Consider the following 24,217-nt stretch of genomic DNA (forward strand, 5'->3'; position numbering starts at 1 on the left):
CGACGCAGGTGGTGGTCAGACGAACCGGGTCACAGACCCAGCTCGGCCTCCGTCCAGTAGCCGGTGTCGACCAGCGCGGACTTCACGTTGTCCTTGACGACGGGGACCGGCGCGAGCAGGTACGAGGGAACGACCTTCACGTCGTTGTCGTACGTCTCCTCGTCGTTGACCTCGGGCTTCTCGTCGTTCAGCACGTCGACGGCCATGCCGGCGGCGACCTTCGCGAGCTCGCGCGTGTCCTTGAAGATCGTGGCGTACTGCTCGCCGCTCAGGATCGCCTTGACCGAGTCGACCTCGGCGTCCTGGCCGGAGATGATCGGCCACTCGTCACCCACGTCGTAGCCGGCATCGGCCAGCGCCGAGATGATGCCGCGCGAGATGCCGTCGTAGGGCGACAGGACCGCGTCGACCTTCGTGCCGTCGCTGTAGTTGGCCGTGAGGATGTCCTCCATGCGGCTCTGAGCGGTCTCGCCGTCCCAGCGGAGCGTCGCGGCCTGCTCGATGGTGGTCTGGCCCGACTTCACGACGAGGGTGCCGTTGTCGATGTAGGGCTTGAGCACCTCCATCGCGCCGTTGAAGAAGAAGAACGCGTTGTTGTCGTCGAGCGATCCGGCGAACAGCTCGATGTTGAACGGTCCCTTGGGCGGGTCGGCGACCGGCTTGCCCTCGAGGTCGGTCAGGCCCAGGCCGTTCAGGACGGTCCACGCCTGCTGGTTGCCGACGAGCTGGTTGTCGAACGTCGCGTAGTAGTCGACGTTCTCGGTGCCCTTGATGAGGCGGTCGTAGGCGATGACGGGGATGTCGGCGTCCGCCGCGTTCTGCAGCGCCTCGGTGAGGGTGGTTCCGTCGATCGAGGCGACGATGAGCGCCTCGGCGCCCTTCGTGATCATGTTCTCGATCTGCGAGACCTGCGTGGGGATGTCGTCCTCGGCGTACTGGAGGTCGACCTTGTAACCCTGGTCCTCCAGCGCCTTCTTGACGGCGTTGCCGTCCTGGATCCAACGCTCGGAGCTCTTGGTCGGCATGGCGACGCCGATCAGGCCGCCGTCGCCCTTGCCGCCTTCGGAGCCGCCGCCGGTCGATGCGGTGGAGCACGCGGAGAGCGCGAGCGCGCCGGCTGCGATGCCGACGAAGATGATCCTCTTGAGTTTCACTGTGGTCCCTTTCCCTGGACTTCGGTGTCGTGGTGTTCGGTTGTGCGCATTGCCCCTGGTGAGGGTCTTTCTGAGTGGCCGCGCCCGGTATCGGGCTACCGGCGGCCGTCGGTGATCGTGGACCGGCGTGCGCGAGCACGGCCGGAGAGGTCGGCGATGAGGTCCGCTTCCAGCGGCTCGGCCTCCGACGCGAGGCTCGCTGTCCGGGCGACGCCTTCCAGCACCTGGGCGAGACGCACCGCCTCGCGGGCGCTCGCCGCGACGCAGAGCGCGCCGAGGCCGGCGACGAGGATGGCCGGGGCATCCGCTTCACGGAGGGAATCGATGACCGCCGGCGCCGACACGTCCGGACCTGCGATGACGGGCACCGCGCCGCCGAATTCGCGTGCCGCCTGCGCCGTCAGACACGGGATCGCGGCGCCGCGGGCGGCCCACGCCGCCGCATGGCCGGCTTCGAGGTGCACGAGGGCGACGGCGCCGGCATCCTTCAGGATGGCCGCGTACAGCTCCACGTCGTCGGGCAGGACGCCGTCGTCACCGGGGGTGCCCGGGACGGACAGTCCGTCGAGCGAGACGACCATCATGTTCTCGGGAGCGAGTTCGTCGTCGGCCAGGACCGGCCGGGTCACGAAGAGGTCGGCGTCGGGGACCCGCTCGGACAGCGTCGTCGACGCGAGGCCGCGACCGGCGAGATCGACCAGGAGGGATGCCACCCGCTCGCGGATGCGCGCGACGGCGACCTCGGTCTTCACCCCGTTCACGTACCGCTCCGCGTCGTCCTTCGACACCACTTGCCCGACTCCTTCGTCTTGCGCGGTCACCGCCACCGTCATCGGGGGCGGTCATGTGACCGTTCACATCGGATGACTATGCACCTCGGACCCGGGCCGTGTCAACACGACGCGCGGACGGCGTCAGACGGACGCTGCGCGCGCCGTCGAGGACCGCACGATGAGGTCCGGCGTGAGCACCGGGGCCGCCGCGGCGGCCGACCCGTCGAGCAGGAGTTCGACGCAGCGCCGGCCGAGTTCGGCGAAGTCCTGGCGGACCGTCGTCAGTGGCGGCCAGAAGTGGCCTGCCTCGGGGATGTCGTCGAAGCCGACGATGCTCACATCGCGCGGGCAGTCCAGGCCCTCGTCGCGGATGGCGTGCAGGAGCCCCAGCGCCATCTGGTCGTTCGAGGAGAAGATCGCCGTGAAGTCCCGGTAACCCAGCAGTTCGCGCCCCGCGTAGTACCCGAAGTCCGCCGTCCAATCGCCGAGGATCGGCGCCGTCGTGGCGATGTCCCAGGCGCTCATCTCCTCCAGGAAGCCGCGCATCCGCGACTCCGCCTCCATCCAGTCCTGCGGACCGGCCAGGTGGTAGATCGAGCGGTGCCCGAGCTCGATGAGGTGGCGTGTCGCCAGGCGCGCGCCCGCGATCTGGTCGACCGCGAGGGTGTGGCCGGCGTCGACGTCGGTCGACTGCAGGGTCACGTAGGGCACGCCGACCGCCTGCGCGGCCAGGGCCCGGATCACCCGGACCTGTGGGGCGATGACGACGAGCCCCTCGACGGATTGCGCCATGAGGTACGACAGCCCGTCGGGAATCGACTGGGGGTCCGTCGGGTCGATGTTGGCCGTGGACACCCAGTAGCCCCGCGCCTGCGCGGCGGCCTCGATGGCCGCGATCGACGACGCCGGACCGTATTGCGTCGACGACGCCGCCAGGATCCCGATGGTCCTCGACCTGCTGGTGACGAGCGCACGGGCCGCGGGGTTCGGGCTGTACGACAGCTCTTGCATGGCCGCGAGGACCCGATCGCGGGTCTCGGGCCGGATGCTCGGGTGGTCGTTGAGGACGCGTGAGACCGTCTGGTGCGAGACGTCCGCTCGGCGCGCGACGTCGCGGATACTCGCCCTCCGGCCGCCGGCATCGTCGCTCATCGGTCCCCCTCGGGCCATGTTCACGGTCACACGGACCGAGGCCCATTATGCACGCCGACCCTTTCGCCGCAGCCGGACCGGCGCGCCGCACCTATGCTGACCGCTATGTCCGACGTGTCGCGCCACCTCCCCCTCAGCAATCGGGAACGCGTCGACGAAGCCGGTGTCACGGGCGATTGGCGCACCGCCCTCGCCGACGTCGTGCGACTCGCTGCTCCCCTGGCGCGCACCGCGGATGAGCGTGTCGCGTTCCTGGGGGCCGCCGGTCTCCCCGCATCCGACGACCCGGGGTTCGCCGATGTGGTCGAGGCCATCCTCGCCGGACGCCGCGTGCGCATCCGCTCCCTCGTCGCGGCGACGCGCGCCCTCCTGGAGCTCGCGGGCGACCGGCCGGTCGCCCTTTCTGCGACCACCAGTGGCGCCGTCGCGCTGTATGCCGTCACGCGCATGTCTTTCGACCGCCGCGCTGCGGTCGCGGGTTCTTCGCTCCGCGCGAGCGATGACGGCTGGACACTCGGTCGCGGCACCGTCCGCTCCGCCCCCGCACGCGACATCCTCGAGTTCGTTCTGGGCCTGCGCGATCAGGTTCCCGGAACATCGGCGGCACGCGAACTGTAAGACTGGGGGGATGCCGGATTCCTCCATCCCCCGCGTCGCGGTCTACCTCGATTTCGACAACATCGTCATGAGTTGGTACGACCGGGTCCACGGTCGCAACAGCTACTCGCGGGATCGGCAACGGATCGCGGCCGACCCCGACGAGAAGGAGATCTCGGAGCGCCTGGCCGCCGCCATGATCGACGTCGGCGCGATCATGGACTACGCGGCATCCTTCGGAACCCTGGTCCTGACCCGCGCCTACGCCGACTGGTCGTCGCCGGTGAACTCGCTCTACCGCCAACAGCTGGTCGCCCGCGCGGTCGACCTCGTGCAGCTGTTCCCCGCGGCCGCCTACGCGAAGAACGGCGCCGACATCCGTCTCGCCGTCGACACCGTCGAAGATCTCTTCCGCCTCGAGGACCTCACCCACGTCGTGATCGTGGCGGGCGACAGCGACTACGTCCCGCTCGCGCAGCGGTGCAAGCGGCTCGGGCGCTTCGTCGTCGCCGTCGGCGTCGCCGGGTCCACGGCCAAATCGCTCGCGGCGGCGTGCGACCAGTTCGACGCGTACGACGCCCTCCCCGGGGTCGCGACCCCCGAGCCCGAACCCGCCCCGGAGAGCACGCCCCAGGCGGGCCGCCGTCGGCGGAAGGCCGTCGACCCCGTCGAACAGCTCCTCTCGCGCGCGCTGCGCCTCGAGCAGGTCCGTACCGACGAGGAGTGGATGCACCTGTCGGCGGTGAAGAACCTGCTCAAACGAATGGACCCGTCGTTCAGCGAGAAGTCCCTCGGCCACCGCTCGTTCTCGGACTTCGTCAAAGCGCACCCGAAGATCGCCGAGCTGGACGAGTCGACGAACATCGTCCGCGTCCGCGCCGTCGACGCCTCCTGACCCGAAGAGCCCCGCCCGCGACACGCCGCACGGTAGGGTGGCCCCGTGGCTCGCCGGTCAACTCCGCCCGGCTCGCAGTCTTCACTGCGAGAGGCGAATCGTGCACGATTGCTCGATTCGCTCAGGCGGCATGGGCGCTTGACGCAGATCGAGCTCGCCGGCGCGACCGGGCTCTCCCCCGCGACGGTGTCGAACATCGTCAAAGAGCTCACGGCGACGGGGGTCCTTCACACCTCGTTCACCTCGCGCAGTGGTCGCCGCGCGACCCTCGTTTCGCTCGCCCGACAGGTCGGGCTCGTGGCGGGCGCGCATTTCTCCACGCGGAAGCTCCACGTCGCCATCGCCGACGCGACCCGCTCGGTCGTCGCCGAGACCTCGCTCCCCCTCGCCCCCGACCATCGACACGACGCCGAGCTGGACCGGCTCAGCCTGCTCCTCGGCGACATGGTCGAGGGTCTCGGCGGATCGCTGTCCGACCTCCTGGCGGTCGGTCTGGCGTTGCCGGCGCCCGTCGATCCCCGTACCTCGGTCATCTCCACGCCCGGTCTCCTCCCCGGCTGGGACGGCGTCGACATCGCCCGCAGCCTCTCAGCGCGGATCGGGCGTCCCGTCCACGTCGACAGCGAGGCGAACCTGGGAGCACTCGCCGAGGCCCGCGAAGGCGCCGCCCGCGGGGCATCCTCGTCCGTCTACGTGACCGTGGGGCATTCCATCAGCGCCGGGCTCCTCGTCGACGGTGAGCTTTTCCGCGGAGCCAGCGGACGCACCGGACAGATCGGTCACATGACGATCGACGAGAACGGCGGCCGCTGCCGTTGCGGCAACCGCGGCTGTCTCGAGACGGTGGCCGCCGGTCCTGCGCTCCTGGCCGGTTTCAGCGAGGCCGACGGCATCCATCGCCTCCGTGACCTCGTCACGGCCGCGGGTGACGGCGTCCCCGCCGCGCAGCGCACGATCGCGGATGCCGGCCGCCACATCGGCATCGCCGCGGCGAGCCTGTGCAACCTCATCGACCCCGAGCGCATCGTCGTGGGAGGCGAGCTGGCCCGCGCGGGCGAGATCCTCCTCGCTCCGCTCCGGCACGCCCTGGAGCGCGCGATCCTCGGCGGCGGGGTGCCCGAGATCGTCGCGTCCGCCTTCGCGGAGTGGGCCGAGACGCGCGGCGCGATCGCCCTGGCCCTGGATCACGTGGCCGTCGACGCAGATCTGGTCGCGTTCCCCGCATGAGACGGTTGCTCACGGCCGTCCTGCTCGTGGCGGCGTCTGCTGCCGCACTCTCGGGCTGCGCCCTCCCCGACAACTCGTCGCCGCGCACGATCATCGCGCTGCTCCTCCCCGACAAGAAGACCGCGCGCTACGAGACCTTCGATCGGCCCGTCTTCGAGAAGCGCATCGCGGAGCTCGGCGACGCGCAGGTGCTGTACACGAACGCCGATCAGGATGCCGCGCGGCAGCAGCAGCAGGCGGAGTCCGCGCTCGCCGCAGGAGCCGCCGTCCTCGTCCTCGACCCCGTCGACGGCCGGGCCGCGGCATCCATCCTCGCGGCGGCGACCGCCGAGGGCGTGCCGGTCATCTCGTACGACCGGATGATCATCGGCGGCGGGAAGCCCGCGTACTACGTGTCGTTCGACAACGAGCGTGTCGGCGAACTGCAGGCGGAGGCCCTCGTGGCAGGTCTCGAGAAGGAGGGTCGCAGCGACGGCGGCATCCTGATGGTCCACGGCGCTCCCACCGACAGCAACGCGGCGCAGTTCCGCGACGGCGCCCGCCGGGTGATCGCCGCGGCGGGTCTGCGCGTGCTCGCCGAGTACGACACCCCGGATTGGAGTCCCGACAAGGCGCAGGCGTGGGTCTCGGGTCAGCTGGCGCAGTACGGCGATGAGGTGGCCGCCGTGTACGCCGCCAACGACGGCACCGCCAGCGGTGCGATCGCCGCCCTCCGCGCTGCGGACGTCTCGCCTTTCCCCATCGTCACCGGGCAGGATGCCGAGCTCACCGCGCTCCAGCGGATCGTCGAGGGCGATCAGTACATGACCGTCTACAAGGCGATCCGCACGCAGGCCACGATCGCCGCCGACGTCGCCGTGCAGCTCGCCGCCGGCGACAAGCCCGCCGGCGACACGACGATCGACGGCATCCCGGCCACCCTGCTGACCCCCGTCGCTGTCACCGTGGACAACATCGCCTCCACCGTCGTCGCGGACGGCTTCTGGACCATCGCGGACATCTGCACCCCCACCTACGCCGAGGCCTGCGCCGCGGCAGGCCTGGAATGAGAGCACCGAGCGTGAGCGTCTCCCCCCGTCGCACCGGCGATCACGTCCTGTCGATGCGCGGCATCGACAAGCGCTTCGGCGCGGTCCGCGCCCTGAACGGTGTCGACTTCCGTGTCCGCGAGGGCGAGGTCGTCGCCCTCGTCGGCGACAACGGCGCCGGCAAGTCCACGCTCGTGAAGGTCCTCGCCGGCGTCCACCCCGCCGACGCCGGGACGATCGAGCTCGACGGCGAGCTCGTGCAGCTCTCGAGCCCGGCGGACGCGCAGGACCTCGGCATCGCGACCGTGTTCCAGGACCTCGCCCTCTGCGAGAACCTCGACGTCGTCGCCAACCTGTGGCTCGGTCGGGAGCTCATCGAGCGCGGTCGCCTCGACGAGGTGGGTATGGAAGAGCGGACCTGGATGCTGCTGCGCGAACTCGCGGCGAAGGTCCCGTCGGTCCGCGTGCCGGTCTCGACGCTGTCGGGTGGCCAGCGTCAGACCGTCGCGATCGCCCGGTCCCTCATCGGGGAGCCGCGCATCGTGATCCTGGACGAACCGACCGCTGCCCTCGGCGTGGCACAGACCGCCGAGGTCCTCAACCTCATCGAGCGCTTGCGCGACCGGGGCCACGGGGTCGTCCTCATCAGCCACAACCTCACCGATGTGCTCGCCGTCGCCGACCGCATCGTGGTCCTCCGCCTCGGTCGCAACAACGGCGAGTTCGACGCCGAGACGGCGACGAGCGAAGTGCTGATCGCCGCCATCACGGGAGCCTTCGACCCGGTTCGGCCGGTCAGCCCGCCCGACGAACCCCGGGCTCCCGTCATTCCGCTCGCGGATGCCCGGCGCCGCGTGGACGGCGACCGATGAACCGGGAGAGCGGCATCCTCAGCCTCGTTCTCACCCGGGTGCGATCCGGCGACGTCGGACGGATGCCGGTGGTGCTGGCTCTCGTCGTGATCGCCGTCGTGTTCCAGGCGCTCAACCCCGTCTTCCTGACCAGCCGGAACCTCAGCGACCTGCTGATGCAGTGCGCTGCGATGGGCACGATCTCGCTCGGGATCGTCCTCGTCCTCCTCATCGGCGAGATCGACCTGTCGGTCGGCTCGATGTCGGGGGTGGCGGCGGCGATCCTGACGGTGGGCGCCGTGCAGCTGCAGTGGCCCTTCGTGCTCGCGATCGGCGCCGCGGTCGCCGCCGGAGGCATCGTGGGAGCCGTCTACGGGCTCTTGCGCAGCACGCTCGGCCTGCCGAGCTTCGTCGTGACGCTCGCCGGGCTGCTCGGCCTGCTCGGCGTGCAGCTGTGGGTGCTGGGCGACGCCGGTTCGATCAACCTCCCCTTCGACTCGTGGATCGTGCAGTTCGCCCAGCAGATGTACCTCCCGCCCTGGCTGTCGTACGTGCTGTCGGCCGCGACCGCGCTGGCCTACACCGCCACGCTCCTCAGCCGGGCCCGGCGACGAGCGGCCGCGGAACTGGAGAGCACGCGCACGGCCATCATCGTGATCCGGGGCGCCCTGCTCCTCGTCGGTCTCGCCGGCGGATCCTGGTACCTCAACCTCTCCCGCGGCGTGGGACTCATGTTCGTCCTCTTCGTCGTCCTCGTCGTGGTCGCGCATCTGGCGCTGACGCGCACCCGCTGGGGCCGATCGGTGTTCGCGGTCGGCGGCTCGATCGAGGCGGCGCGACGGGCCGGCATCCGCGTCGACCGCGTCGTGGTCTCGGTGTTCGTGCTGTGCTCGGTGCTCGCGGCGACGGGCGGCATCCTCGCCGCGGCCCGGCTCGCGGCGGCCAACCAGAGCACCGGCGCGGCGGATACGAACCTCAATGCGATCGCGGCGGCCATCATCGGCGGCGCCTCGCTGTTCGGCGGACGCGGGTCGGCGTTCGCCGCGCTCCTGGGCGTCGTCGTGATCCAGGCGATCTCGTCGGGATTCACGCTCATCAACCTCAGCTCGTCGGTGCAGTACATGGTCACCGGAGCCGTGCTGGTCTTCGCCGTGGCGCTGGATGCCGTCACTCGCCGCAGCCGCCTCGGCACGGGTCGGACCTAGTCCGTACGCTCGCCGCGCAGCGCTTCCTCGGAGGGTTCGGGCCGACCGTCGACGGTGACGAAAGCGTTATGTTCACATCTTGACTTCATTTCGTGAACACATCAAGATCATCGTCAAGCGCGATGTCGCGCTCGCTCGATTTCACTGTCGAAAGGCGAACGATGAAGAAGTCCCTGTCCGTTGCCGCAGCCCTCGGGGCCGCTGCACTCCTGCTCGCCGGCTGTTCCAGCACGAGCACCCCGGCGCCCGCCGGTTCGAGCGGTGGCGCGGCTCCCGCTGAAGCCGGGCGCGCCTGCGTCATCCTTCCCGACGCCGCGTCGTCGCCCCGGTGGGAGAACTTCGACCGCAAGTACCTGGAAGAGGGGCTCACGGGCGCCGGCTTCGAGGTCGACATCCAGAACGCCGGTGGTGACACGTCGAAGTACACGACGATCGCCGACCAACAGCTCACCAAGGGCTGCGGCGTCATGATGCTCGTCGACTACAACGGCGCCGCCGTCGGCGTCGCCACCAAGGCGAAGGCTCAGGGCATCCCCGTCATCGCGTACGACCGCCCCTTCAAGGGCGCGGACTACTACGTCTCCTTCGACAACGTCGAGGTCGGCAAGCTCGAGGGGCAGACCGTCCTCGACGGCCTCAAGGCCGCGAACAAGGACCCGAAGACGGCCGCCGTCTTCTACATGGGCGGCGACCCGACCGACGGCAACGCCGCGATGTTCCTCAAGGGCGCGAAGGAGGTCATGGAAGCGGCGGGCATCAAGCCGGTCGCCGAGCCCCCGGGAGTCTGGGACGGCGCGAAGACCCAGACCAACTTCGAGCAGGCACTGACCGCGAACGGCGGCAAGGTCGACGGCGTCTGGGCCGCCAACGACACCAACGCCGACGGCGTCATCAAGGTGCTCCAGGACCGCGACCTCAAGGGTGTCGCCGTCTCGGGCCAGGACGCCAACGTGGAGGGCCTGCGCAACATCCTGACCGGATGGCAGACGGCCACCGTCTACAAGCCCGTCAAGGACGAGGCCGAGGCCGCCATCAAGGTCGCAACGGACCTCTTGAACGGGTCGACGCCGACGGCCGACCAGAAGCTCGACGACGGCACGCCGTACATCTCGGTCACGCCGCAGCTCGTCGGCCCCGACAAGGTCAAGGACGTCGTCGCCGCCGGTGACGCCTCCGCCTCGGACGTCTGCACCGGCGAGATCGCCGGCGTCAGCCTCGCCGACAAGTGCACCGAATTCGGCGTCGAGTGATCTGACGGGAGTGGGGATGCCGCGATCCTCGGCATCCCCACTCCCCTCTGTCTGCGCGACACCCCTCGACCTCCCTGGAGAACCCGCATGAGCGAACCCATCATCGAACTCCGCCGCGTCACGAAGTCCTTCGGACCGGTCAGCGTCCTCAAAGGCGTCGACCTCACGGTCCGACCCGGCATGGTGACCGCCCTCGTCGGCGACAACGGCGCCGGAAAGTCCACCCTCATCAAGGGCCTCGCCGGCGTGCAGCCCTACGACACCGGCGAGATCCTCGTCGACGGTCAGGAGCAGTCGCTCCGGACCCCCCGCGAAGCAGGCGCCCTGGGCATCGAAGTGGTCTATCAGGACCTCGCCCTCTGCGACAACCTCGACATCGTCCAGAATATGTTCCTCGGACGCGAAGAGGTCATCGGGGGCACGTTCGACGAAGGCCGCATGGAGAAGGACGCCTCGGACACGCTGCGATCCCTGTCGGTGCGCACCGTCAAGAGCGTCCGGCAGAAGGTGTCGAGCCTCTCCGGAGGTCAGCGTCAGACGGTCGCGATCGCACGTGCCGTCCTCAAGAAGGCGCGCGTCGTCATCCTCGACGAACCCACCGCCGCCCTCGGCGTCGCGCAGACGGAGCAGGTGCTGAACCTGGTCCGGCGCCTCGCCGATCAGGGCGTCGCCGTGGTCCTCATCAGCCACAACCTGGCTGATGTCTTCGCCGTCGCCGACGACATCGCCGTGCTGTACCTCGGCCAGATGGTCGCCCAGGTCCCGACGGCCGAGTCGACCCGCGACGAGATCGTCGGCTACATCACCGGAACCAAGATCCCGCCGGGCGTTCAGCTCGTGGGCACATCCACCATCCCCGTCGGAGGCGACGCATGAGCACCAGCACCCGGACCGCGGCGGCACCCGACCCCGTCGTGAGCGACCTCATCGGCAGCGGCGTCGAAGGGGGCGTCGGCGACCAGATCAAGGCGTGGCTCCAGCGCGTGCGCGGCGGCGAGATGGGCGCCCTTCCCGCCGTCGGTGGCCTCATCCTGCTGGTCATCCTGTTCAGCACGCTGAGCCAGTACTTCTTCACCCCCATCAACTTCGCGAACCTGATGAGCCAGGCGGCATCCCTCGTCGTGCTCGGCATGGCGCTCGTGTTCGTCCTCTTGCTCGGCGAGATCGACCTGTCGGCGGGTGTCACCGGCGGAGTCGGCGTCGCCTCGTTCGTCGTTCTGAACGTGAAATTCGACATCCCGTGGCCGCCCGCCCTGGCGATCGGGTTCGTGGTGGGCCTGGCCACCGGAGCGCTGATCGGATTCCTCGTGGCGAGGATCGGCATCCCGTCATTCGTCGTGACCCTCGGTCTGTTCCTCGGCTACCAGGGCCTCGCCCTGCTCATCATCGGTGCCGGCGGTCTCTACCCGATCGAGGCGCCGGAGCTGCTGGCGCTGCAGAACGGACGCCTGCCCGTCTGGGGCGGCTGGGTGATGCTGCTGGTCATGCTGCTGATCTCGGGCGGCCTGTCGTACTGGGATCGCCGACGCCGCACCCGCGCCGGCGTGCCCAACCGTCCGATCGCCCTCGTGTGGGCCAAGCTCGCCGTGCTCGCGATCCTCGGCGGAGTGGCCGTTTTCGTGCTGAACCTCAACCGGTCGCAGTCGATCATCCCGATCGAGGGCGTGCCGATCATCGTCCCGGTGGTGCTGACGATCCTCTTCATCGGCACGTTCGTCCTCGACCGCACCCGGTTCGGCCGGTACGTCTACGCCATCGGCGGCAATGCCGAGGCTGCTCGCCGCGCCGGCATCAAGGTGCGGTGGGTGAAGTGGTGGTGCTTCGTCGCCGCCTCGGGCCTCGCCGTCGTGTCACTGCTGTTCAACCAGGCGCGCGTCGGCTCGGTCGACGGTGCCGTCGGTCGCGACATCGTCCTCTCGGGCGTGGCGGCGGCCGTCGTCGGCGGCGTGAGTCTGTTCGGTGGTCGAGGACGCCTCATCCACGCAGCGATCGGCGCTCTCGTCATCGCGGTCATCATCAACGGACTGGGGCTCCTGCAGCTCGACGCGGGGTTCAACCTCCTCGTCACGGGTGGCGTCCTGATCCTCGCCGCCACCGTCGACGCGCTGTCGCGGCTGCGGACGGGCGGGATGCGCACCTGACCCCTCGGCACGAAACGATGCCCTCGACCGTTCACCGGTCGAGGGCATCGTCGTTCGCGGCCGGATCAGTCGCGCGTGGACCAGAGCGCCCAGGCGACGAGCACAGGCTGGAACAGCAGGCGACGCCAGCGCGCGGTGTCGCTGTCCAGCCGGAAACCGTCGCGCTTCTTGAGCGCCTGGTCGAGGTTGCCGGGGAAGATCGCGACGAAGAAGGCGGCGAGGATGACGCCGATGCGGCGCCGCTCCTTCGGGAGGACCACGAGCGCGGCGCCGAGCATCATCTCGACGGCCCCGGAGGCGACGACGACGCCGTCCTTGTCGATCGGGAGGGTGTCGGTCACGAGGTCGGGTACCTGCGCCTGGAACTCCTTGCGCGCCCAGAACAGGTGGCTGAGTCCGGCGAACACCATGGCGCCGGCGAGAGCCCAGCGAGCGATTGTCTTCATCCTCCGAGTATCCCCCCGCCGGGCGCCGGCGGCGCCCTCGCCTACGCTGGTGAGGTGCCGAGCCCCACCCCGTTCCCCTTCGACCGGCTCTCCCGTCGCCCCGACGTCGAAGGTCCCGACCTGGTGGCATCGGATGCCGCCGACCGCCTCATCCTGGATGAATCTGCCGGCCTCCGCGCCGACGCACCGGCCAGGTCGATCGTCGCGATCGGCGACACCCACGGCGCTCTCGCCCTGGCGGCCGCGCACGACGGCGCGCGGAACGTCCGTGTGCACCAGGATGCGCTGGCCGGTGAGCGGGCGATCTCCCGGAACGCCGAGGAGCTCGGGCTGAGCGATCGCATCCGGGTCGTCGGTCTCGACGCCGACGCCGTCAGCGACGCCCGGGTCGTGCTCCTCCGCCTGCCCCGCGCGCTCGACGCCCTCCGCGACGTCGCCGCGCTCGTCGCCGCGCACGCCTCCCCCGACGTCGTCGTCGTGGCCGGCGGCCGCCTCAAGCACATGACCCTCGCGATGAACGACGTGCTCGGCGAGCACTTCGGACGGATCGATGTCTCGCACGCCAGGCAGAAGTCACGCGTCCTGATCGCCCGCGACCCACGCGCGGGCCACGAGCCCGCACCGGCGGCGGGACGCGAGGGCGACCTCGAGATCCGCGCCTTCGGTGGTGCGTTCGCCGGGGCACGGCTCGACAACGGCACGCGGCTCCTGATCGCACATCTGCCGGAGGACCCTGCCGGCGGATCGCCGGAGGACCCGCTCATCGACATGGCGTGCGGGACGGGTGCGGTCGCCGCGCACCTCGCGACGCGGCATCCGGCGGCATACGTCTACGCCTCGGACCAGTCCGACGCGGCGGTCGCCTCGGCACGCGCGACGGCCGCCGCGAACGGTGTCGAGGGCCGGGTCGAGGTCGCCCGCGATGACCTGCTCGCGGGCCGGCCCGCGGCATCCGCGTCGTTCATCGCCCTCAACCCGCCGTTCCACAGCGGGGCGGCGCTGACCGAGCGGCTCGCGTTCCGCCTGTTCGCGGACGCGGCACGGGTGCTGCGTCCGGGCGGTGAGCTGTGGTGCGTCTGGAACTCGGGGATGCGGTACCGGGGTGATCTCGAGCGCCTCGTCGGGCCTACCCGTCAGGTCGCGCGCGACGCGAAGTTCACCGTGACGGTGTCGACGCGTCGGTGACGCTCACCGTCCTCCGGGAGGACCGACGAGCAGCAGGATGACGTAGAGGGCGACCACCGCCACCACGATGAGGGCGACCAGGATGCCGGCGTGGCGCAGGAACCAGCGCAGCAGGCGGTCGATCGGCCGCCGGTCGCGGGGGTCCGAGGTCTCCTCGAGCCGCCACGCACCGTCGAGGCGGCCGGTGCGGTGCAGCCACCTCTCGACGGGGAGCGTCGCGTACGGGATGACGGCCGAACCAACCGCGAGCACCGAGGTGCCGAGGCTCCACCGGTTGTTGAGAGCGACGAGGATGGCGGTCGCGCCGTATGACAGGAAGACGAAGCCGTGGATGCCGCCGCCGATCGTGACGGCGACGGCAGGACCTCCCACCGCACGGACGATGAGGGCGGCGATGAGGAGGGTCCAGGAGAACACCTCGGCGATGGCGAGGATGCGAAAGATCGAGAGAGGGGTGCGGAACACTCCTTCAGCCTACCTGAAGGAGGGCGTCGGTCGCGTCATCGCCGCGTGGCCCACAGCGCCCACAGCACGAGCACCGGTTGGAAGAACAGCCGGGCGAAGCGTTTGGCGTCGGAGTCCATTGCCGGCACGTCGCGACCCGATCGCCAGTGATGGACGTTGCCGGGGAACACGGCGACGAACAGGGCCGCGACGGCCAGACCCACGCGGCGCCGCTCACGCGGCAGCGCGATGAGGGCGACCCCCAACCCCGCCTCCACGACACCGGATACGACGACGATCGTGTCCTTGTCGGTCCGGAACAGGCGCGTCGCCCAGTCCGGAACGGCGATTCGGAACCCGCGCCGGAGCACCGTCAGGTGCGCGACGCCGGCGGCCGTCAACAGGACCGCGAGGCCGACGCGGGCGATGCTCCGCAGCGCGCCCTCGCGTCGACGGATCGTCGCGGCCCGCGCGCTCACTCGATCACACCCGCTCGGATGCCGCCGAGCGATTCGGCCACCCGCGGCAACGAGTGCGAGAGTGACTCGTCGAGCCGCTCCAGACGGTCCTGCGCGTCCCGCAGGACCTCAGCCCCACGCTCGGTGACGCTCAGGTCGCTCGCCGCTCCGGCCTGCGCCGTCGCGTCGGCGACCAGCCCGTCGTCGACGAGGGCGTGGACGGCGGCATGAGCCGACTGCACCGTGATGCGGGATCTGCGGGCGAGTTCCGAGAAGGAGATCCCGGGCTCCGCGCCGATGTGACCGAGCAGGCCGAACTTGCGCGTCGAGATCCCGAGATCACGCAGTTCTGCCGCCAATTGGGCCTCCCACGAGGCAGAAACGGCGAGGAGCGCGATGACGGGACTGAAGCGCGGTGCATCCTCTGCGGGGGTATCTGCCACGGCAGAAGTCTATGAGTCACGCCGCGTCGCGGTCAGCATCCGCGCCACCGCGATTCGGTAGCGATTTTCCGGCCAGGACGGAAGAGATGAACGAGTTCTCATCTGCGAAACATGTGAGATCCCGCGCGCCCGTATCATCAGCGGTATGCTTCGCGCGATCCATCTGCCGACGGCTGCGCTCGCCGCAGCCGCGATGGTGTTCGCTCTCGGCTCGCACGCCCCCTCCGCCGACGACGAGCGATCGGTCCCGCAGGTCCGCGCCGCCCTGGCGAGCTCCGCCCATCGGCTCACCCTCGATGACATCGCCACCCTCTCGCACGCGCAGTTGACGGCGGAGGTCGCCCACTCCCCCGCTGCCCTGCAGAGCATCCTCGACTCCACCGCGCCGACCGTCGCCTCGGCCTGGTGGGGCGGCCTCACCCTCGCCACGCGCGCACAGCTCATCCACGACGTCCCGGATCTCATCGGCGCGCTCGACGGGCTGCCCGCCGAGGTCCGTGTCGCCGCCAACCGTGTCGGAGCCCGGGAACGCCTGGGACGACTCGACGTCCTCCTGGCCGGACTCGTGACGCACGAGGACGCGCCCTCCGCCGGCGACCTCGACGCGCTGGAACGCGAACGTGCGTATCTCACGAAAGTCGCCCTCGGCCTCGTCCAGCTCTACTTGTACAACCCGGTCCGGGGCTCGATCGTCGAGATGGCGGGGGATCCGGCGGCGGCCACCGGCATCCTCTTCGTCGTGCCGGGGACCAATGCGTCGATCGCGACGTTCATGAACGACGACCCCGTCACGTCCTTCGCGAACTGGCAGGTCCAGCACGCCGATCCTTCGGCGCCGATCCTCGCCTTCACCGTCCTCGCGGCACCCATGCCGCAGATCTCGGTCGATCTCGCTTCGGGCCCGCAGAACAACACGATCGCCACCGCGGCGGGGGCGGACTACGCTCGCATCGTGAAGGGAATCGACGCCGCTTTCCCCGGACTTCCGACGCTGAGCTACGAGCACAGCGCCGGGTCCCAGGTCGGAAGCGCCGCCGAGATGGCCGGGGCACGATTCACCGCCCGGTTCCTCGCCGCGGGAGTCGGCGCCACAGACGGGTACACGACAATGCCCGGAACGGCTTATTACGCCACGCAGGCCAAGGACGACATCAACCGCTACTACGCCGGATTCCAGATGGGCGACATCGGCTACGGCATCGGCCCCGAGGAGTTCCCCGGCATCACGATCGTCGACCCGGGATTCTCCGAGAAGCCGACCGGCACCGTCACCGCGATGCTCGCCGAGGGCCTCACGCTTCACAACCGCCTCTTCAGCGGCGACGGGTCGGCGAACGGGACGGTGTTGAAGGACGTGCGACTGCTCCTCACCTCCCTCGCCGACGAGAGCAGCGGCTGATGCCCGCCCGGTCCGTCGCAGCAACGGTGCTGGTCGGAACCTTGGCCCTCAGCCTCACGGCATGCGCCCCCGCCGCAGGCCCGTCCTTCGACGCGGTGCGCGCGCAGTCCGAGGAGGCGGTGACCGAGGTCGTGGCCGCGATGCCGACGGGGTCGACGTACACGGCGTCGGGCGACCCGACTTCAACGCCCTGCGGAACGGGCTCGGCCACGGTCGACGGCCCCCGCGGGACCGCCTTCGCGACGATCCAGGGGCAGGTGACGCTGCCAGGCGCCGCGGACGCGGCATCCGTCATCGCGGACCTGCCCACCGCACTCGGCGACGGCTGGGCCGTCGAGCCCGTCGGGATCGACGTCGATCTCGCCACCGTGCGCCTCAACCGTGCGGGATCGGGCGTGTCCGTGGACATCACCGAGCTCGCTGCCGATGCGCCGGTGGCGCTCGACATCCTCGCCGTGTCCTCCTGCGGCCGCGTCGAGCGCTGAGGCGCTCACGCCCTGGAGGGCGTCAGAGCGCGGGGCAGGAGGATGCGCCCTGTGCGCAGGCCTTCAGCTCGCGGGCGAGCCAGGGGCCGAGGGTGCGCGAGTACGTCCCGCTCAGGTGAAGCCCGTCGAAGTACACCGACACCCCGCCCACGGCGGAGTAGCAGCGCTGGTCATCGCAGAACCGGTCCGTCGGATCGATCGTGAGGAGGTCCGGTACGCGCTTGGCGACCTCGTCGGTGACGCTGCGGGCGACGAGCGCCTTGCTGACGGGGTTCGAGCACTGGCCGTTGAGTTCGAGGCACTCGGGGCCGTCGCGTCGGGTGGTGATCCCGTCGGTCAGCGGGACGTCGCCGAGCCAGACCACCGTGGCGCCGGCCTCCCGCACGCGCGTGATCGCCTCGACGAAACCGTCGACGCTGCGAGCACCGTCGGCGTAGCCGGCGCGGAGGTCGGACATGACGACGAGGTCGACCTTCGGGGCGAGGGTCGAGACGACCCACTCGTTGCGCTCGGCGCACCCCTTCTGTTCTTCCTGGGACGTCTTGCGGATCTCGTTCGGCGGCGGGGTGCCCAGCGTCGCCGGGCAACCGGAGCGCGACGCCACGATGACGTTCCACTTGAGGCGCTTTCCCGCGGCGTCGATCGCGTCGCTCCACGCCGACGCGTGGGAGTTGCCCCACAGCAGCACCGTGCGGGCTCCGTTCGGATCGCCGTAGTGGCAGACGACCTCGCTGAACGGGCCGGTGTCGTCAGAGCAGCGCGGCTTGCGTGAGGCGATCGGCAGGTCGTTGTTGCCGGCGAGTGCTGCGGCCTCGTCGACCGGGGCGAAGGGATCACCGCATTTGTTGTCGAGCGCGGCGGCACCGAAGCATTCGTCGGCGGAGGCGACGGTCTGCTCGAACTCCGCAGCGGCGGCCTCGATGCGAGCCTGCCCGCTGGCGTCGAACCTGACGGCGCCGGCGACGATGATGAGAACCGCGACGGTTCCGAGCGCGAGGCTTCGAGGAGACGTCCGCAGCAGCCATCCACGTCGGAACGGCTGCTCGATGAAGCGGTAACTCGCTTCCGACACCACGAGGATGATGGCGAGCAGACCGAAGGCCTCGAGGATGCTCAGCTCGTGTCCGAGCGCGATCGGGACGATGATCAGCAGCGGCCAGTGCCACAGGTAGACCGAGTAGGAGATGTCGCCGAGGTGCTGGATCGGTCGGGCGCTCACGGCGCGGTCGAACGAGAATCGTCCGTCAGGCCCCCCGAGCAGCACGAGGCAGGCGCCGACCGTCGGGATCATCGCGGCGATGCCCGGGTAGGGCATGTCCACGTTCAGGACGAAGAACCCGACCCCGATCAGGGCGACACCGACCCACGGAGCGAAGCGGATGCCTCGTACGGCGACCAGGGCGACGAGACCGCCGGCGGCGAGCTGCCACATCCGGGTCGGCGTGACGAAGTACGCGGCGCCGGGATCGACGTTCGTGAAGATGAACGAGAAGCAGAGGCTCGCCACCAGGACGAGACCCATGACGATTCCCACGACGCTCCGGCGTCCCAGGCGACCGATCGGACCGAAGCGCCGCGCGAACAGGGTGGCGAGCAGGAGCAGCACCGGCCAGACGAGGTAGAACTGCTCCTCGACCGACAGCGACCAGAAGTGCTGGACGGGGCTCGGCGCGGCGCCTTCCGCGCCGTAGTCGACCGCGTCACCGGCAAGGACCCAGTTCTCGATCGAGAGGGCCGACGCGAGGACGTGCCGACCGATCTCGGGCCACTGGGAGGCAGGAACGATGAACCACGAGGCGACGAGCACGAATCCGAGCACAAGGAGTGCGGCCGGCATGATCCGTCGGACGCGGGCGGCCCAGAACCTGGCGGCGAAGCGGAGGGGGCGGTGACGGTCGACGTCGCGCAGGATCTGCCCGGTGATCAGGAACCCCGAGACGACGAAGAACACGTCGACACCCGTGAAGCCACCGGGGAGGAGGGAGGGCCAGAAGTGGTAGACCACGACGGAGGCGACCGCGATGGCGCGGAGGCCTTGGATGTCCGCCCGGACGCGGTGGCGCGGTGCTTCCGGCGACGATGCGGGCGGTGCGTTACGGGGCCCACCCGGGGCGTCGACGAGCTGAGTCACCACGCGAGTCTAAGCGGAATGCGCCGCCCGGCCTCACCGGCGGCCGGCGTCGGTGGCGGCCGCTCGGCGTCGCGCCATGAGCAGGACGCCGGCCACGAGGAGGATCATGGCGACCCCGGCCGAGGCGATGACGGCGGCGCGCGCTCCCCAGAGCGTCACCACGGCGGCCGCGCCGAGCAGCACCGCGATGCGCAGCAGGCTCTCGACGGCCGTGTCGAGACCCTCGACCCGCCCGAGGAACTGGTCGTCGATCGACGTCTGGAACAGGGTCGTGACCGCGATGTTGTATGGCGCGTTGACGAGGGCACTCAGGGCGACGCCGACGAGGAGCACCGTCACGTTCGGCGCGGCCCCCATCACGACCTGGGCGACGGCGAACAGTGCCAGGCAGACCACGAAGACCAGCGGCATCCGCGACCGCCGGACGACGAACCCGACCGTCAGCGCTGCGATGACCGCCACGATGCCGTTCCACGAGAGGACGAGACCCAGGACCTCGCTCGGTAGCCGTAGGTCGTCCGACACGAGGAAGATGAGCGCGTACGCGTTCGTCCCCGCAGTGATCGTCACACCGTACGAGGCGAGCAGCAGTCCCAGCGCGAAGCGGTGGCCGGCGAGGTAACGGGCGGCGGGTGGGATGCCGCGGACGGTCGACGCCAGCGCATCGACGCCGAGCCGGATGCGGGCCCGCCGCCGTGCGGGCGTCGACGACTCGGCATCCGTCGTCTTCGGGAGGATGCGCGCGAACAGTGCTGCGGTGACGAGGAAGGAGACGCCGTCCACGGCGAACGACGGCGCCGGCCCCCACATGGCGTACGCACCGGCGCCGAGGGCTGGTCCGACGCTCGCGAGCGCCCACGTCGTCGATTCGAGGATGCCGTTGGCTCGGGGAAGCATGTCTCGTTGCACGAGCCGCGGGACGAAGACGAACGCCGACGAGGCGAAGAAGACCCCGGCGATCGCGGCGGCCGCGACCAGGACCGTCGAGTGGATGCCGGGTCCCCCGGCCGCAGCGGCGGCAGCCAGCCCGAAGCTCAGGATGCCGCGCAGTGCGGTGGTGACGATGAAGACGGTGCGCAGATCGAACCGGTCGGCCACCGCGCCCGCGACGGGAGCGAGGAACAGGGCCGGGAGTACCGTCGCGAGCAGAAGCGTCAGGCGGGCGCCCTCCCGACCCGCCGTGAGCTCGAAATACCAGAGGTCGAGGGCGAGGACTCGGAACGAGTCGCCGATGTCGGAGAACGCGACCGCCGCCACGAACCCGAAGAACGTCGCAGGCAGACCGAAGAGGCCGGCGCGCGAGCGGGTGGGGATCACAATGCCCCACCGTAGAGGCGACGACGCCGCGGGACGATCGACTCGCCTCCGATCCGATCCGCCGTCCGCTCCGAAGGAGGAGATGGCGAGGTGCTCACTGCGGCTTGGGGGCCGCATCTCGCGTTGATCGTGAAGCTCACTGAGGGGATGAGCGAGCACCGTGCGTCCCCGACGTCCGCGCTCGCTCCGAGCCGGCATCGGGATCCCGGAACGCTCCGCACGCAACGGGCAGCGTGCGCCGTCGACCGGGACAGCGAAAGACCCCCGGCGATCGTTCGCGAGAACGGGTCGGGGGTCTTTCAGCGTCGGTGCAGGCCCCAGGGCCGCGACCGCGAGTCGATGCAAGGGATCCGAGACGACACCCCGTCGTACGCTGCCCCGCTCCCGGCGTGTCGCGAGGAACCCCTTGCATCCGTCACCGGGCGCGTGCACGAACGAAGACCCCCGGCATCCGCTCGTACGAGCAGTGCCGGGGGTCTTCGTCAGGGGCTCAGAAGTCCCAGTCGTCGTCCTCGGTGGCGACGGCCTTGCCGATGACGTAGGACGAACCCGACCCGCTGAAGAAGTCGTGGTTCTCGTCCGCGTTCGGCGAGAGCGCCGACAGGATCGCCGGGTTCACGTTGGTGACGCTGGCCGGGAACATGGCCTCGTAGCCGAGGTTCATGAGCGCCTTGTTCGCGTTGTAGTGCAGGAACTTCTTGACGTCCTCGGTCTGACCGATGCCGTCGTAGAGGTCCTGCGTGTAGTGCACCTCGTTGTCGTAGAGCTCGTAGAGCAGCGAGAACGTGTAGTCCTTGAGCTCGTCGCGCTCGGCCTGGCCGAGCGTCTCGAGTCCGCGCTGGAACTTGTAGCCGATGTAGTAGCCGTGCACGGCCTCGTCACGGATGATGAGGCGGATGATGTCGGCCGTGTTCGTCAGCTTGGCCTTCGACGACCAGTACAGCGGCAGGTAGAACCCCGAGTAGAAGAGGAACGACTCGAGCAGCGTCGAGGCGACCTTGCGCTTGAGGGGCTCATCGCCGCGGTAGTAGTCCATGACGATGCGAGCCTTCTTCTGAAGGTTCTCGTTCTCGGTGGACCAGCGGAACGCGTCGTCGATCTCGGGCGTCGAGGCGAGCGTCGAGAAGATCGACGAGTAGCTCTTCGCGTGCACCGACTCCATGAACGCGATGTTCGTGTAGACGGCCTCCTCGTGCGGGGTGATCGCATCGGGGATGAGCGAGACGGCGCCGACGGTGCCCTGGATGGTGTCCAGGAGCGTCAGACCGGTGAAGACGCGCATCGTCGTCTGGCGTTCTTCGGGGGTGAGCGTCGCCCACGACTGGATGTCGTTGGACAGCGGCACCTTCTCGGGGAGCCAGAAGTTGTTGACGAGGCGGTTCCACACCTCGAGGTCCTTGTCGTCCTGGATGCGGTTCCAGTTGATCGCCTGGACCGAGCCGAGGAGCTTGAGGGGTTCGGGGGTCATGTCTTTTCCTCTATCGAATCTCGGACCGGATCAGAGCATGCACGAGACGCACTCGGCCATGTCGGTGCCCTCGAGCGCCATCTGACGGAGGCGAATGTAGTAGATCGTCTTGATGCCCTTGCGCCAGGCGTAGATCTGAGCCCGGTTGATGTCGCGGGTGGTGGCGGTGTCCTTGAAGAACAGCGTCAGCGACAGGCCCTGGTCGACGTGCTGGGTGGCGGCGGCGTAGGTGTCGATGACCTTCTCGTAGCCGATCTCGTACGCGTCTTCGTAGTACTCGAGGTTCTCGTTCGTCATGAACGGAGCCGGGTAGTACACGCGGCCGATCTTGCCTTCCTTGCGGATCTCGATCTTCGACGCGATCGGGTGGATCGAGCTCGTCGAGTTGTTGATGTACGAGATCGAGCCGGTCGGCGGGACGGCCTGGAGGTTCTGGTTGTAGATGCCGTGCTTCTGGACGGATGCCTTCAGCTCGAGCCAGTCCTCCTGCGTCGGGATGTGGATGCCCTCGAAGAGCTCCTCGACGCGGGCGGTCGCCGGCTTCCACTCCTGCTCGGTGTACTTGTCGAAGAACTCACCGGAGGCGTAGGTCGAGTCCCAGAAGCCGTCGAAGACCTTGCCGCGCTCGATAGCGATCTTGTTCGAGGCCTGCAGTGCGTGGAACAGCACGGTGTAGAAGTAGATGTTCGTGAAGTCGACACCCTCCTCCGAGCCGTAGTGGACGTGCTCGCGGGCGAGGTATCCGTGCAGGTTCATCTGGCCGAGGCCGATGGCGTGCGACTTGTCGTTGCCGTCCTCGATGGAACGGACCGAGCGGATGTGGCTCTGGTCGCTGACCGCGCTGAGGGCGCGGATGCTGGTCTCGACCGTGCCGGCGAGGTTGCGGCCGTCCATCGCCAGGGCGATGTTCATCGAGCCCAGGTTGCAGGAGATGTCCTTGCCGATCTGGTCGTACGAGAGGTCCTCGTTGAACGTCGTCGGCGTGTTGACCTGGAGGATCTCCGAGCACAGGTTGGACATGTTGATCCGACCCTTGATCGGGTTGGCCTTGTTCACCGTGTCCTCGAACATGATGTACGGGTAGCCCGACTCGAACTGGATCTCGGCGAGGGTCTGGAAGAACTCGCGCGCCTTGATCTTCGTCTTCTTGATGCGCGCGTCGTCGACCATCTCGCGGTACTTCTCGGTGACGGAGATGTCACCGAAGGGCACGCCGTAGACCTTCTCGACGTCGTACGGCGAGAACAGGTACATGTCCTCGTCGTTCTTCGCGAGCTCGAACGTGATGTCGGGGACGACGACACCCAGCGACAGCGTCTTGATGCGGATCTTCTCGTCCGCGTTCTCGCGCTTGGTGTCGAGGAACTTCATGATGTCGGGGTGGTGGGCCGAGAGGTACACGGCGCCGGCGCCCTGACGCGCACCGAGCTGGTTCGCGTAGCTGAAGCTGTCTTCGAGCAGCTTCATGACGGGGATGATGCCCGACGACTGGTTCTCGATCTGCTTGATCGGGGCGCCCGCCTCGCGGATGTTCGAGAGGAGCAGGGCGACGCCGCCGCCGCGCTTGGAGAGCTGGAGGGCGGAGTTGATGCCGCGGGCGATCGACTCCATGTTGTCTTCGATGCGCAGGAGGAAGCAGGAGACGAGCTCGCCGCGCTGAGCCTTGCCGGCGTTGAGGAAGGTGGGGGTGGCGGGCTGGAAGCGGCCCGAGAGGATCTCGTCGACGAGCTTGTTCGCGAGGTCCTGGTCACCCGCGGCGAGCGCCAGGGCGGTCATGACGACGCGGTCCTCGAAGCGCTCGAGGTAGCGCTTGCCGTCGAAGGTCTTCAGCGTGTAGCTCGTGTAGTACTTGAACGCGCCGAGGAACGTGTCGAAGCGGAACTTCGCCGCGTACGCACGGTCGTGGATCTGCTGGATGAACTCGAACGGGTACGCCTCGATGACGGCGCCCTCGTAGTACTCCTTCTCGACGAGGTAGTCGAGCTTCTCCTTGAGGGAGTGGAAGAACACCGTGTTCTGGTTGACGTGCTGCAGGAAGTACTCCCGCGCGGCACGCTTGTCGGCGTCGAACTGGATCTTCCCGTCCTCGCCGTACAGGTTGAGCATCGCGTTGAGGGCGTGGTAATCCATGCCCTCGAAGCGAGCCTCCGTCTTGAAGGCCATATCGG

Annotated in this window: 23 protein-coding genes; 12 read left to right on the plus strand and 11 right to left on the minus strand. The window is 69.2% G+C overall.

From position 1 onward, the window contains the following. Window positions 1–29: 29 nt before the first annotated feature. The 3 genes from chvE to BLR68_RS02325 all read right to left on the minus strand — a co-directional run bounded on the left by chvE (window position 30) and on the right by BLR68_RS02325 (window position 3,079). Entirely contained in the window at window positions 30–1,154 is a 1,125-nt protein-coding gene (chvE, locus tag BLR68_RS02315) for a multiple monosaccharide ABC transporter substrate-binding protein (protein ID WP_018188415.1), read from the minus strand. A gap of 95 nt (window positions 1,155–1,249) precedes the next feature. Then, entirely contained in the window at window positions 1,250–1,975 is a 726-nt protein-coding gene (locus BLR68_RS02320; protein WP_256335296.1) for a class II aldolase/adducin family protein, read from the minus strand. Window positions 1,976–2,068: 93 nt separating this feature from the next. After that, window positions 2,069–3,079, minus strand: a complete 1,011-nt coding sequence (locus BLR68_RS02325) for a LacI family DNA-binding transcriptional regulator (protein WP_018188417.1) — start codon at window positions 3,077–3,079, stop codon at window positions 2,069–2,071. Between the two features lie 105 nt (window positions 3,080–3,184). Between BLR68_RS02325 and BLR68_RS02330 the strand changes: the two genes are divergently transcribed. The 9 genes from BLR68_RS02330 to BLR68_RS02370 all read left to right on the plus strand — a co-directional run bounded on the left by BLR68_RS02330 (window position 3,185) and on the right by BLR68_RS02370 (window position 12,273). Further along, the gene (locus BLR68_RS02330) at window positions 3,185–3,697 is read left to right on the plus strand and encodes a hypothetical protein (protein ID WP_018188418.1); all 513 of its coding nucleotides are present in this window, start codon (window positions 3,185–3,187) and stop codon (window positions 3,695–3,697) included. A 10-nt stretch (window positions 3,698–3,707) separates the two neighbouring features. Further along, the gene (locus BLR68_RS02335; protein ID WP_018188419.1) at window positions 3,708–4,571 is read left to right on the plus strand and encodes an NYN domain-containing protein; all 864 of its coding nucleotides are present in this window, start codon (window positions 3,708–3,710) and stop codon (window positions 4,569–4,571) included. A 45-nt stretch (window positions 4,572–4,616) separates the two neighbouring features. Continuing rightward, window positions 4,617–5,798: an ROK family transcriptional regulator gene (locus BLR68_RS02340; RefSeq protein WP_026302997.1), complete on the plus strand. Its 1,182-nt coding sequence runs from the start codon at window positions 4,617–4,619 to the stop codon at window positions 5,796–5,798. Further along, window positions 5,795–6,847, plus strand: a complete 1,053-nt coding sequence (locus tag BLR68_RS02345; RefSeq protein ID WP_040570613.1) for a sugar ABC transporter substrate-binding protein — start codon at window positions 5,795–5,797, stop codon at window positions 6,845–6,847. The genes BLR68_RS02340 and BLR68_RS02345 overlap by 4 nt, the downstream gene beginning before the upstream one ends. Before the next feature lie 11 nt (window positions 6,848–6,858). Continuing rightward, window positions 6,859–7,698 (plus strand): ATP-binding cassette domain-containing protein, encoded by an 840-nt coding sequence (locus BLR68_RS02350; protein WP_018188422.1) that lies wholly within the window; start codon window positions 6,859–6,861, stop codon window positions 7,696–7,698. After that, window positions 7,695–8,882: an ABC transporter permease subunit gene (locus BLR68_RS02355; protein WP_018188423.1), complete on the plus strand. Its 1,188-nt coding sequence runs from the start codon at window positions 7,695–7,697 to the stop codon at window positions 8,880–8,882. Before BLR68_RS02350 ends, BLR68_RS02355 begins: the two co-directional genes overlap by 4 nt. 161 nt (window positions 8,883–9,043) lie before the next feature. Further along, window positions 9,044–10,132, plus strand: coding sequence for a sugar ABC transporter substrate-binding protein (locus tag BLR68_RS02360; RefSeq protein WP_018188424.1), 1,089 nt, complete (start codon window positions 9,044–9,046; stop codon window positions 10,130–10,132). Window positions 10,133–10,219: 87 nt separating this feature from the next. Then, the gene (locus BLR68_RS02365; protein WP_018188425.1) at window positions 10,220–11,008 is read left to right on the plus strand and encodes an ATP-binding cassette domain-containing protein; all 789 of its coding nucleotides are present in this window, start codon (window positions 10,220–10,222) and stop codon (window positions 11,006–11,008) included. Continuing rightward, the gene (locus BLR68_RS02370; protein ID WP_018188426.1) at window positions 11,005–12,273 is read left to right on the plus strand and encodes a sugar ABC transporter permease; all 1,269 of its coding nucleotides are present in this window, start codon (window positions 11,005–11,007) and stop codon (window positions 12,271–12,273) included. Before BLR68_RS02365 ends, BLR68_RS02370 begins: the two co-directional genes overlap by 4 nt. Window positions 12,274–12,338: 65 nt before the next feature. On the opposite strand, the gene BLR68_RS02375 is transcribed toward BLR68_RS02370, so the two are convergent. After that, complete coding sequence (locus tag BLR68_RS02375) at window positions 12,339–12,719, minus strand: DoxX family protein (protein WP_026302998.1); 381 nt, start codon at window positions 12,717–12,719, stop codon at window positions 12,339–12,341. A 54-nt stretch (window positions 12,720–12,773) separates the two neighbouring features. Here BLR68_RS02375 and BLR68_RS02380 point away from each other — a divergent pair, with 54 nt between their 5' ends. Beyond that, window positions 12,774–13,904 (plus strand): class I SAM-dependent methyltransferase, encoded by a 1,131-nt coding sequence (locus tag BLR68_RS02380; RefSeq protein ID WP_018188428.1) that lies wholly within the window; start codon window positions 12,774–12,776, stop codon window positions 13,902–13,904. A 3-nt stretch (window positions 13,905–13,907) separates the two neighbouring features. On the opposite strand, the gene BLR68_RS02385 is transcribed toward BLR68_RS02380, so the two are convergent. The 3 genes from BLR68_RS02385 to BLR68_RS02395 are packed head-to-tail and all read right to left on the minus strand — an operon-like array spanning window position 13,908 to window position 15,249. Next, window positions 13,908–14,369, minus strand: a complete 462-nt coding sequence (locus tag BLR68_RS02385; protein WP_018188429.1) for a DUF3817 domain-containing protein — start codon at window positions 14,367–14,369, stop codon at window positions 13,908–13,910. A 35-nt stretch (window positions 14,370–14,404) separates the two neighbouring features. After that, window positions 14,405–14,827, minus strand: a complete 423-nt coding sequence (locus BLR68_RS02390; RefSeq protein ID WP_018188430.1) for a DoxX family protein — start codon at window positions 14,825–14,827, stop codon at window positions 14,405–14,407. Next, on the minus strand, window positions 14,824–15,249 hold the full coding sequence (locus BLR68_RS02395) for a MarR family winged helix-turn-helix transcriptional regulator (protein WP_026303000.1): 426 nt from the start codon (window positions 15,247–15,249) through the stop codon (window positions 14,824–14,826). Before BLR68_RS02395 ends, BLR68_RS02390 begins: the two co-directional genes overlap by 4 nt. 145 nt (window positions 15,250–15,394) lie before the next feature. Here BLR68_RS02395 and BLR68_RS02400 point away from each other — a divergent pair, with 145 nt between their 5' ends. Both BLR68_RS02400 and BLR68_RS02405 read left to right on the plus strand, forming a co-directional pair. Next, window positions 15,395–16,648, plus strand: coding sequence for a hypothetical protein (locus BLR68_RS02400; protein ID WP_018188432.1), 1,254 nt, complete (start codon window positions 15,395–15,397; stop codon window positions 16,646–16,648). Then, window positions 16,648–17,133 carry a hypothetical protein gene (locus BLR68_RS02405; protein ID WP_018188433.1) on the plus strand — a complete coding sequence of 162 codons (486 nt, stop codon included), beginning with the start codon at window positions 16,648–16,650 and terminating at the stop codon, window positions 17,131–17,133. The genes BLR68_RS02400 and BLR68_RS02405 overlap by 1 nt, the downstream gene beginning before the upstream one ends. Window positions 17,134–17,155: 22 nt before the next feature. Here the strand turns inward: BLR68_RS02405 and BLR68_RS02410 are convergent, their stop codons facing one another. The 4 genes from BLR68_RS02410 to nrdE all read right to left on the minus strand — a co-directional run bounded on the left by BLR68_RS02410 (window position 17,156) and on the right by nrdE (window position 24,212). Further along, complete coding sequence (locus tag BLR68_RS02410; RefSeq protein WP_256335297.1) at window positions 17,156–19,264, minus strand: acyltransferase family protein; 2,109 nt, start codon at window positions 19,262–19,264, stop codon at window positions 17,156–17,158. A gap of 33 nt (window positions 19,265–19,297) precedes the next feature. Then, entirely contained in the window at window positions 19,298–20,581 is a 1,284-nt protein-coding gene (locus tag BLR68_RS02415) for an MFS transporter (RefSeq protein WP_018188435.1), read from the minus strand. A 490-nt stretch (window positions 20,582–21,071) separates the two neighbouring features. After that, window positions 21,072–22,049 (minus strand): class 1b ribonucleoside-diphosphate reductase subunit beta, encoded by a 978-nt coding sequence (nrdF, locus tag BLR68_RS02420; RefSeq protein WP_018188436.1) that lies wholly within the window; start codon window positions 22,047–22,049, stop codon window positions 21,072–21,074. Between the two features lie 30 nt (window positions 22,050–22,079). Then, window positions 22,080–24,212 (minus strand): class 1b ribonucleoside-diphosphate reductase subunit alpha, encoded by a 2,133-nt coding sequence (nrdE, locus tag BLR68_RS02425; RefSeq protein WP_018188437.1) that lies wholly within the window; start codon window positions 24,210–24,212, stop codon window positions 22,080–22,082. Window positions 24,213–24,217: the final 5 nt, after the last annotated feature.

It is taken from the genome of Microbacterium sp. 77mftsu3.1 (assembly GCF_900100525.1).
GTDB classification, from domain to species: domain Bacteria; phylum Actinomycetota; class Actinomycetes; order Actinomycetales; family Microbacteriaceae; genus Microbacterium; species Microbacterium aquilitoris.

Bases quoted from the DNA above. Each gene is read 5' to 3' on its own strand.
- BLR68_RS02325 (WP_018188417.1), bottom strand. From the start codon at position 3,079: ATGAGCGACGATGCCGGCGGCCGGAGGGCGAGTATCCGCGACGTCGCG.
- BLR68_RS02330 (WP_018188418.1), top strand. From the start codon at position 3,185: ATGTCCGACGTGTCGCGCCACCTCCCCCTCAGCAATCGGGAACGCGTC.
- BLR68_RS02335 (WP_018188419.1), top strand. From the start codon at position 3,708: ATGCCGGATTCCTCCATCCCCCGCGTCGCGGTCTACCTCGATTTCGAC.
- BLR68_RS02345 (WP_040570613.1), top strand. From the start codon at position 5,795: ATGAGACGGTTGCTCACGGCCGTCCTGCTCGTGGCGGCGTCTGCTGCC.
- BLR68_RS02355 (WP_018188423.1), top strand. From the start codon at position 7,695: ATGAACCGGGAGAGCGGCATCCTCAGCCTCGTTCTCACCCGGGTGCGA.
- BLR68_RS02360 (WP_018188424.1), top strand. From the start codon at position 9,044: ATGAAGAAGTCCCTGTCCGTTGCCGCAGCCCTCGGGGCCGCTGCACTC.
- BLR68_RS02365 (WP_018188425.1), top strand. From the start codon at position 10,220: ATGAGCGAACCCATCATCGAACTCCGCCGCGTCACGAAGTCCTTCGGA.
- BLR68_RS02370 (WP_018188426.1), top strand. From the start codon at position 11,005: ATGAGCACCAGCACCCGGACCGCGGCGGCACCCGACCCCGTCGTGAGC.
- BLR68_RS02375 (WP_026302998.1), bottom strand. From the start codon at position 12,719: ATGAAGACAATCGCTCGCTGGGCTCTCGCCGGCGCCATGGTGTTCGCC.
- BLR68_RS02400 (WP_018188432.1), top strand. From the start codon at position 15,395: ATGCTTCGCGCGATCCATCTGCCGACGGCTGCGCTCGCCGCAGCCGCG.
- BLR68_RS02405 (WP_018188433.1), top strand. From the start codon at position 16,648: ATGCCCGCCCGGTCCGTCGCAGCAACGGTGCTGGTCGGAACCTTGGCC.
- nrdF (WP_018188436.1), bottom strand. From the start codon at position 22,049: ATGACCCCCGAACCCCTCAAGCTCCTCGGCTCGGTCCAGGCGATCAAC.
- nrdE (WP_018188437.1), bottom strand. From the start codon at position 24,212: ATGGCCTTCAAGACGGAGGCTCGCTTCGAGGGCATGGATTACCACGCC.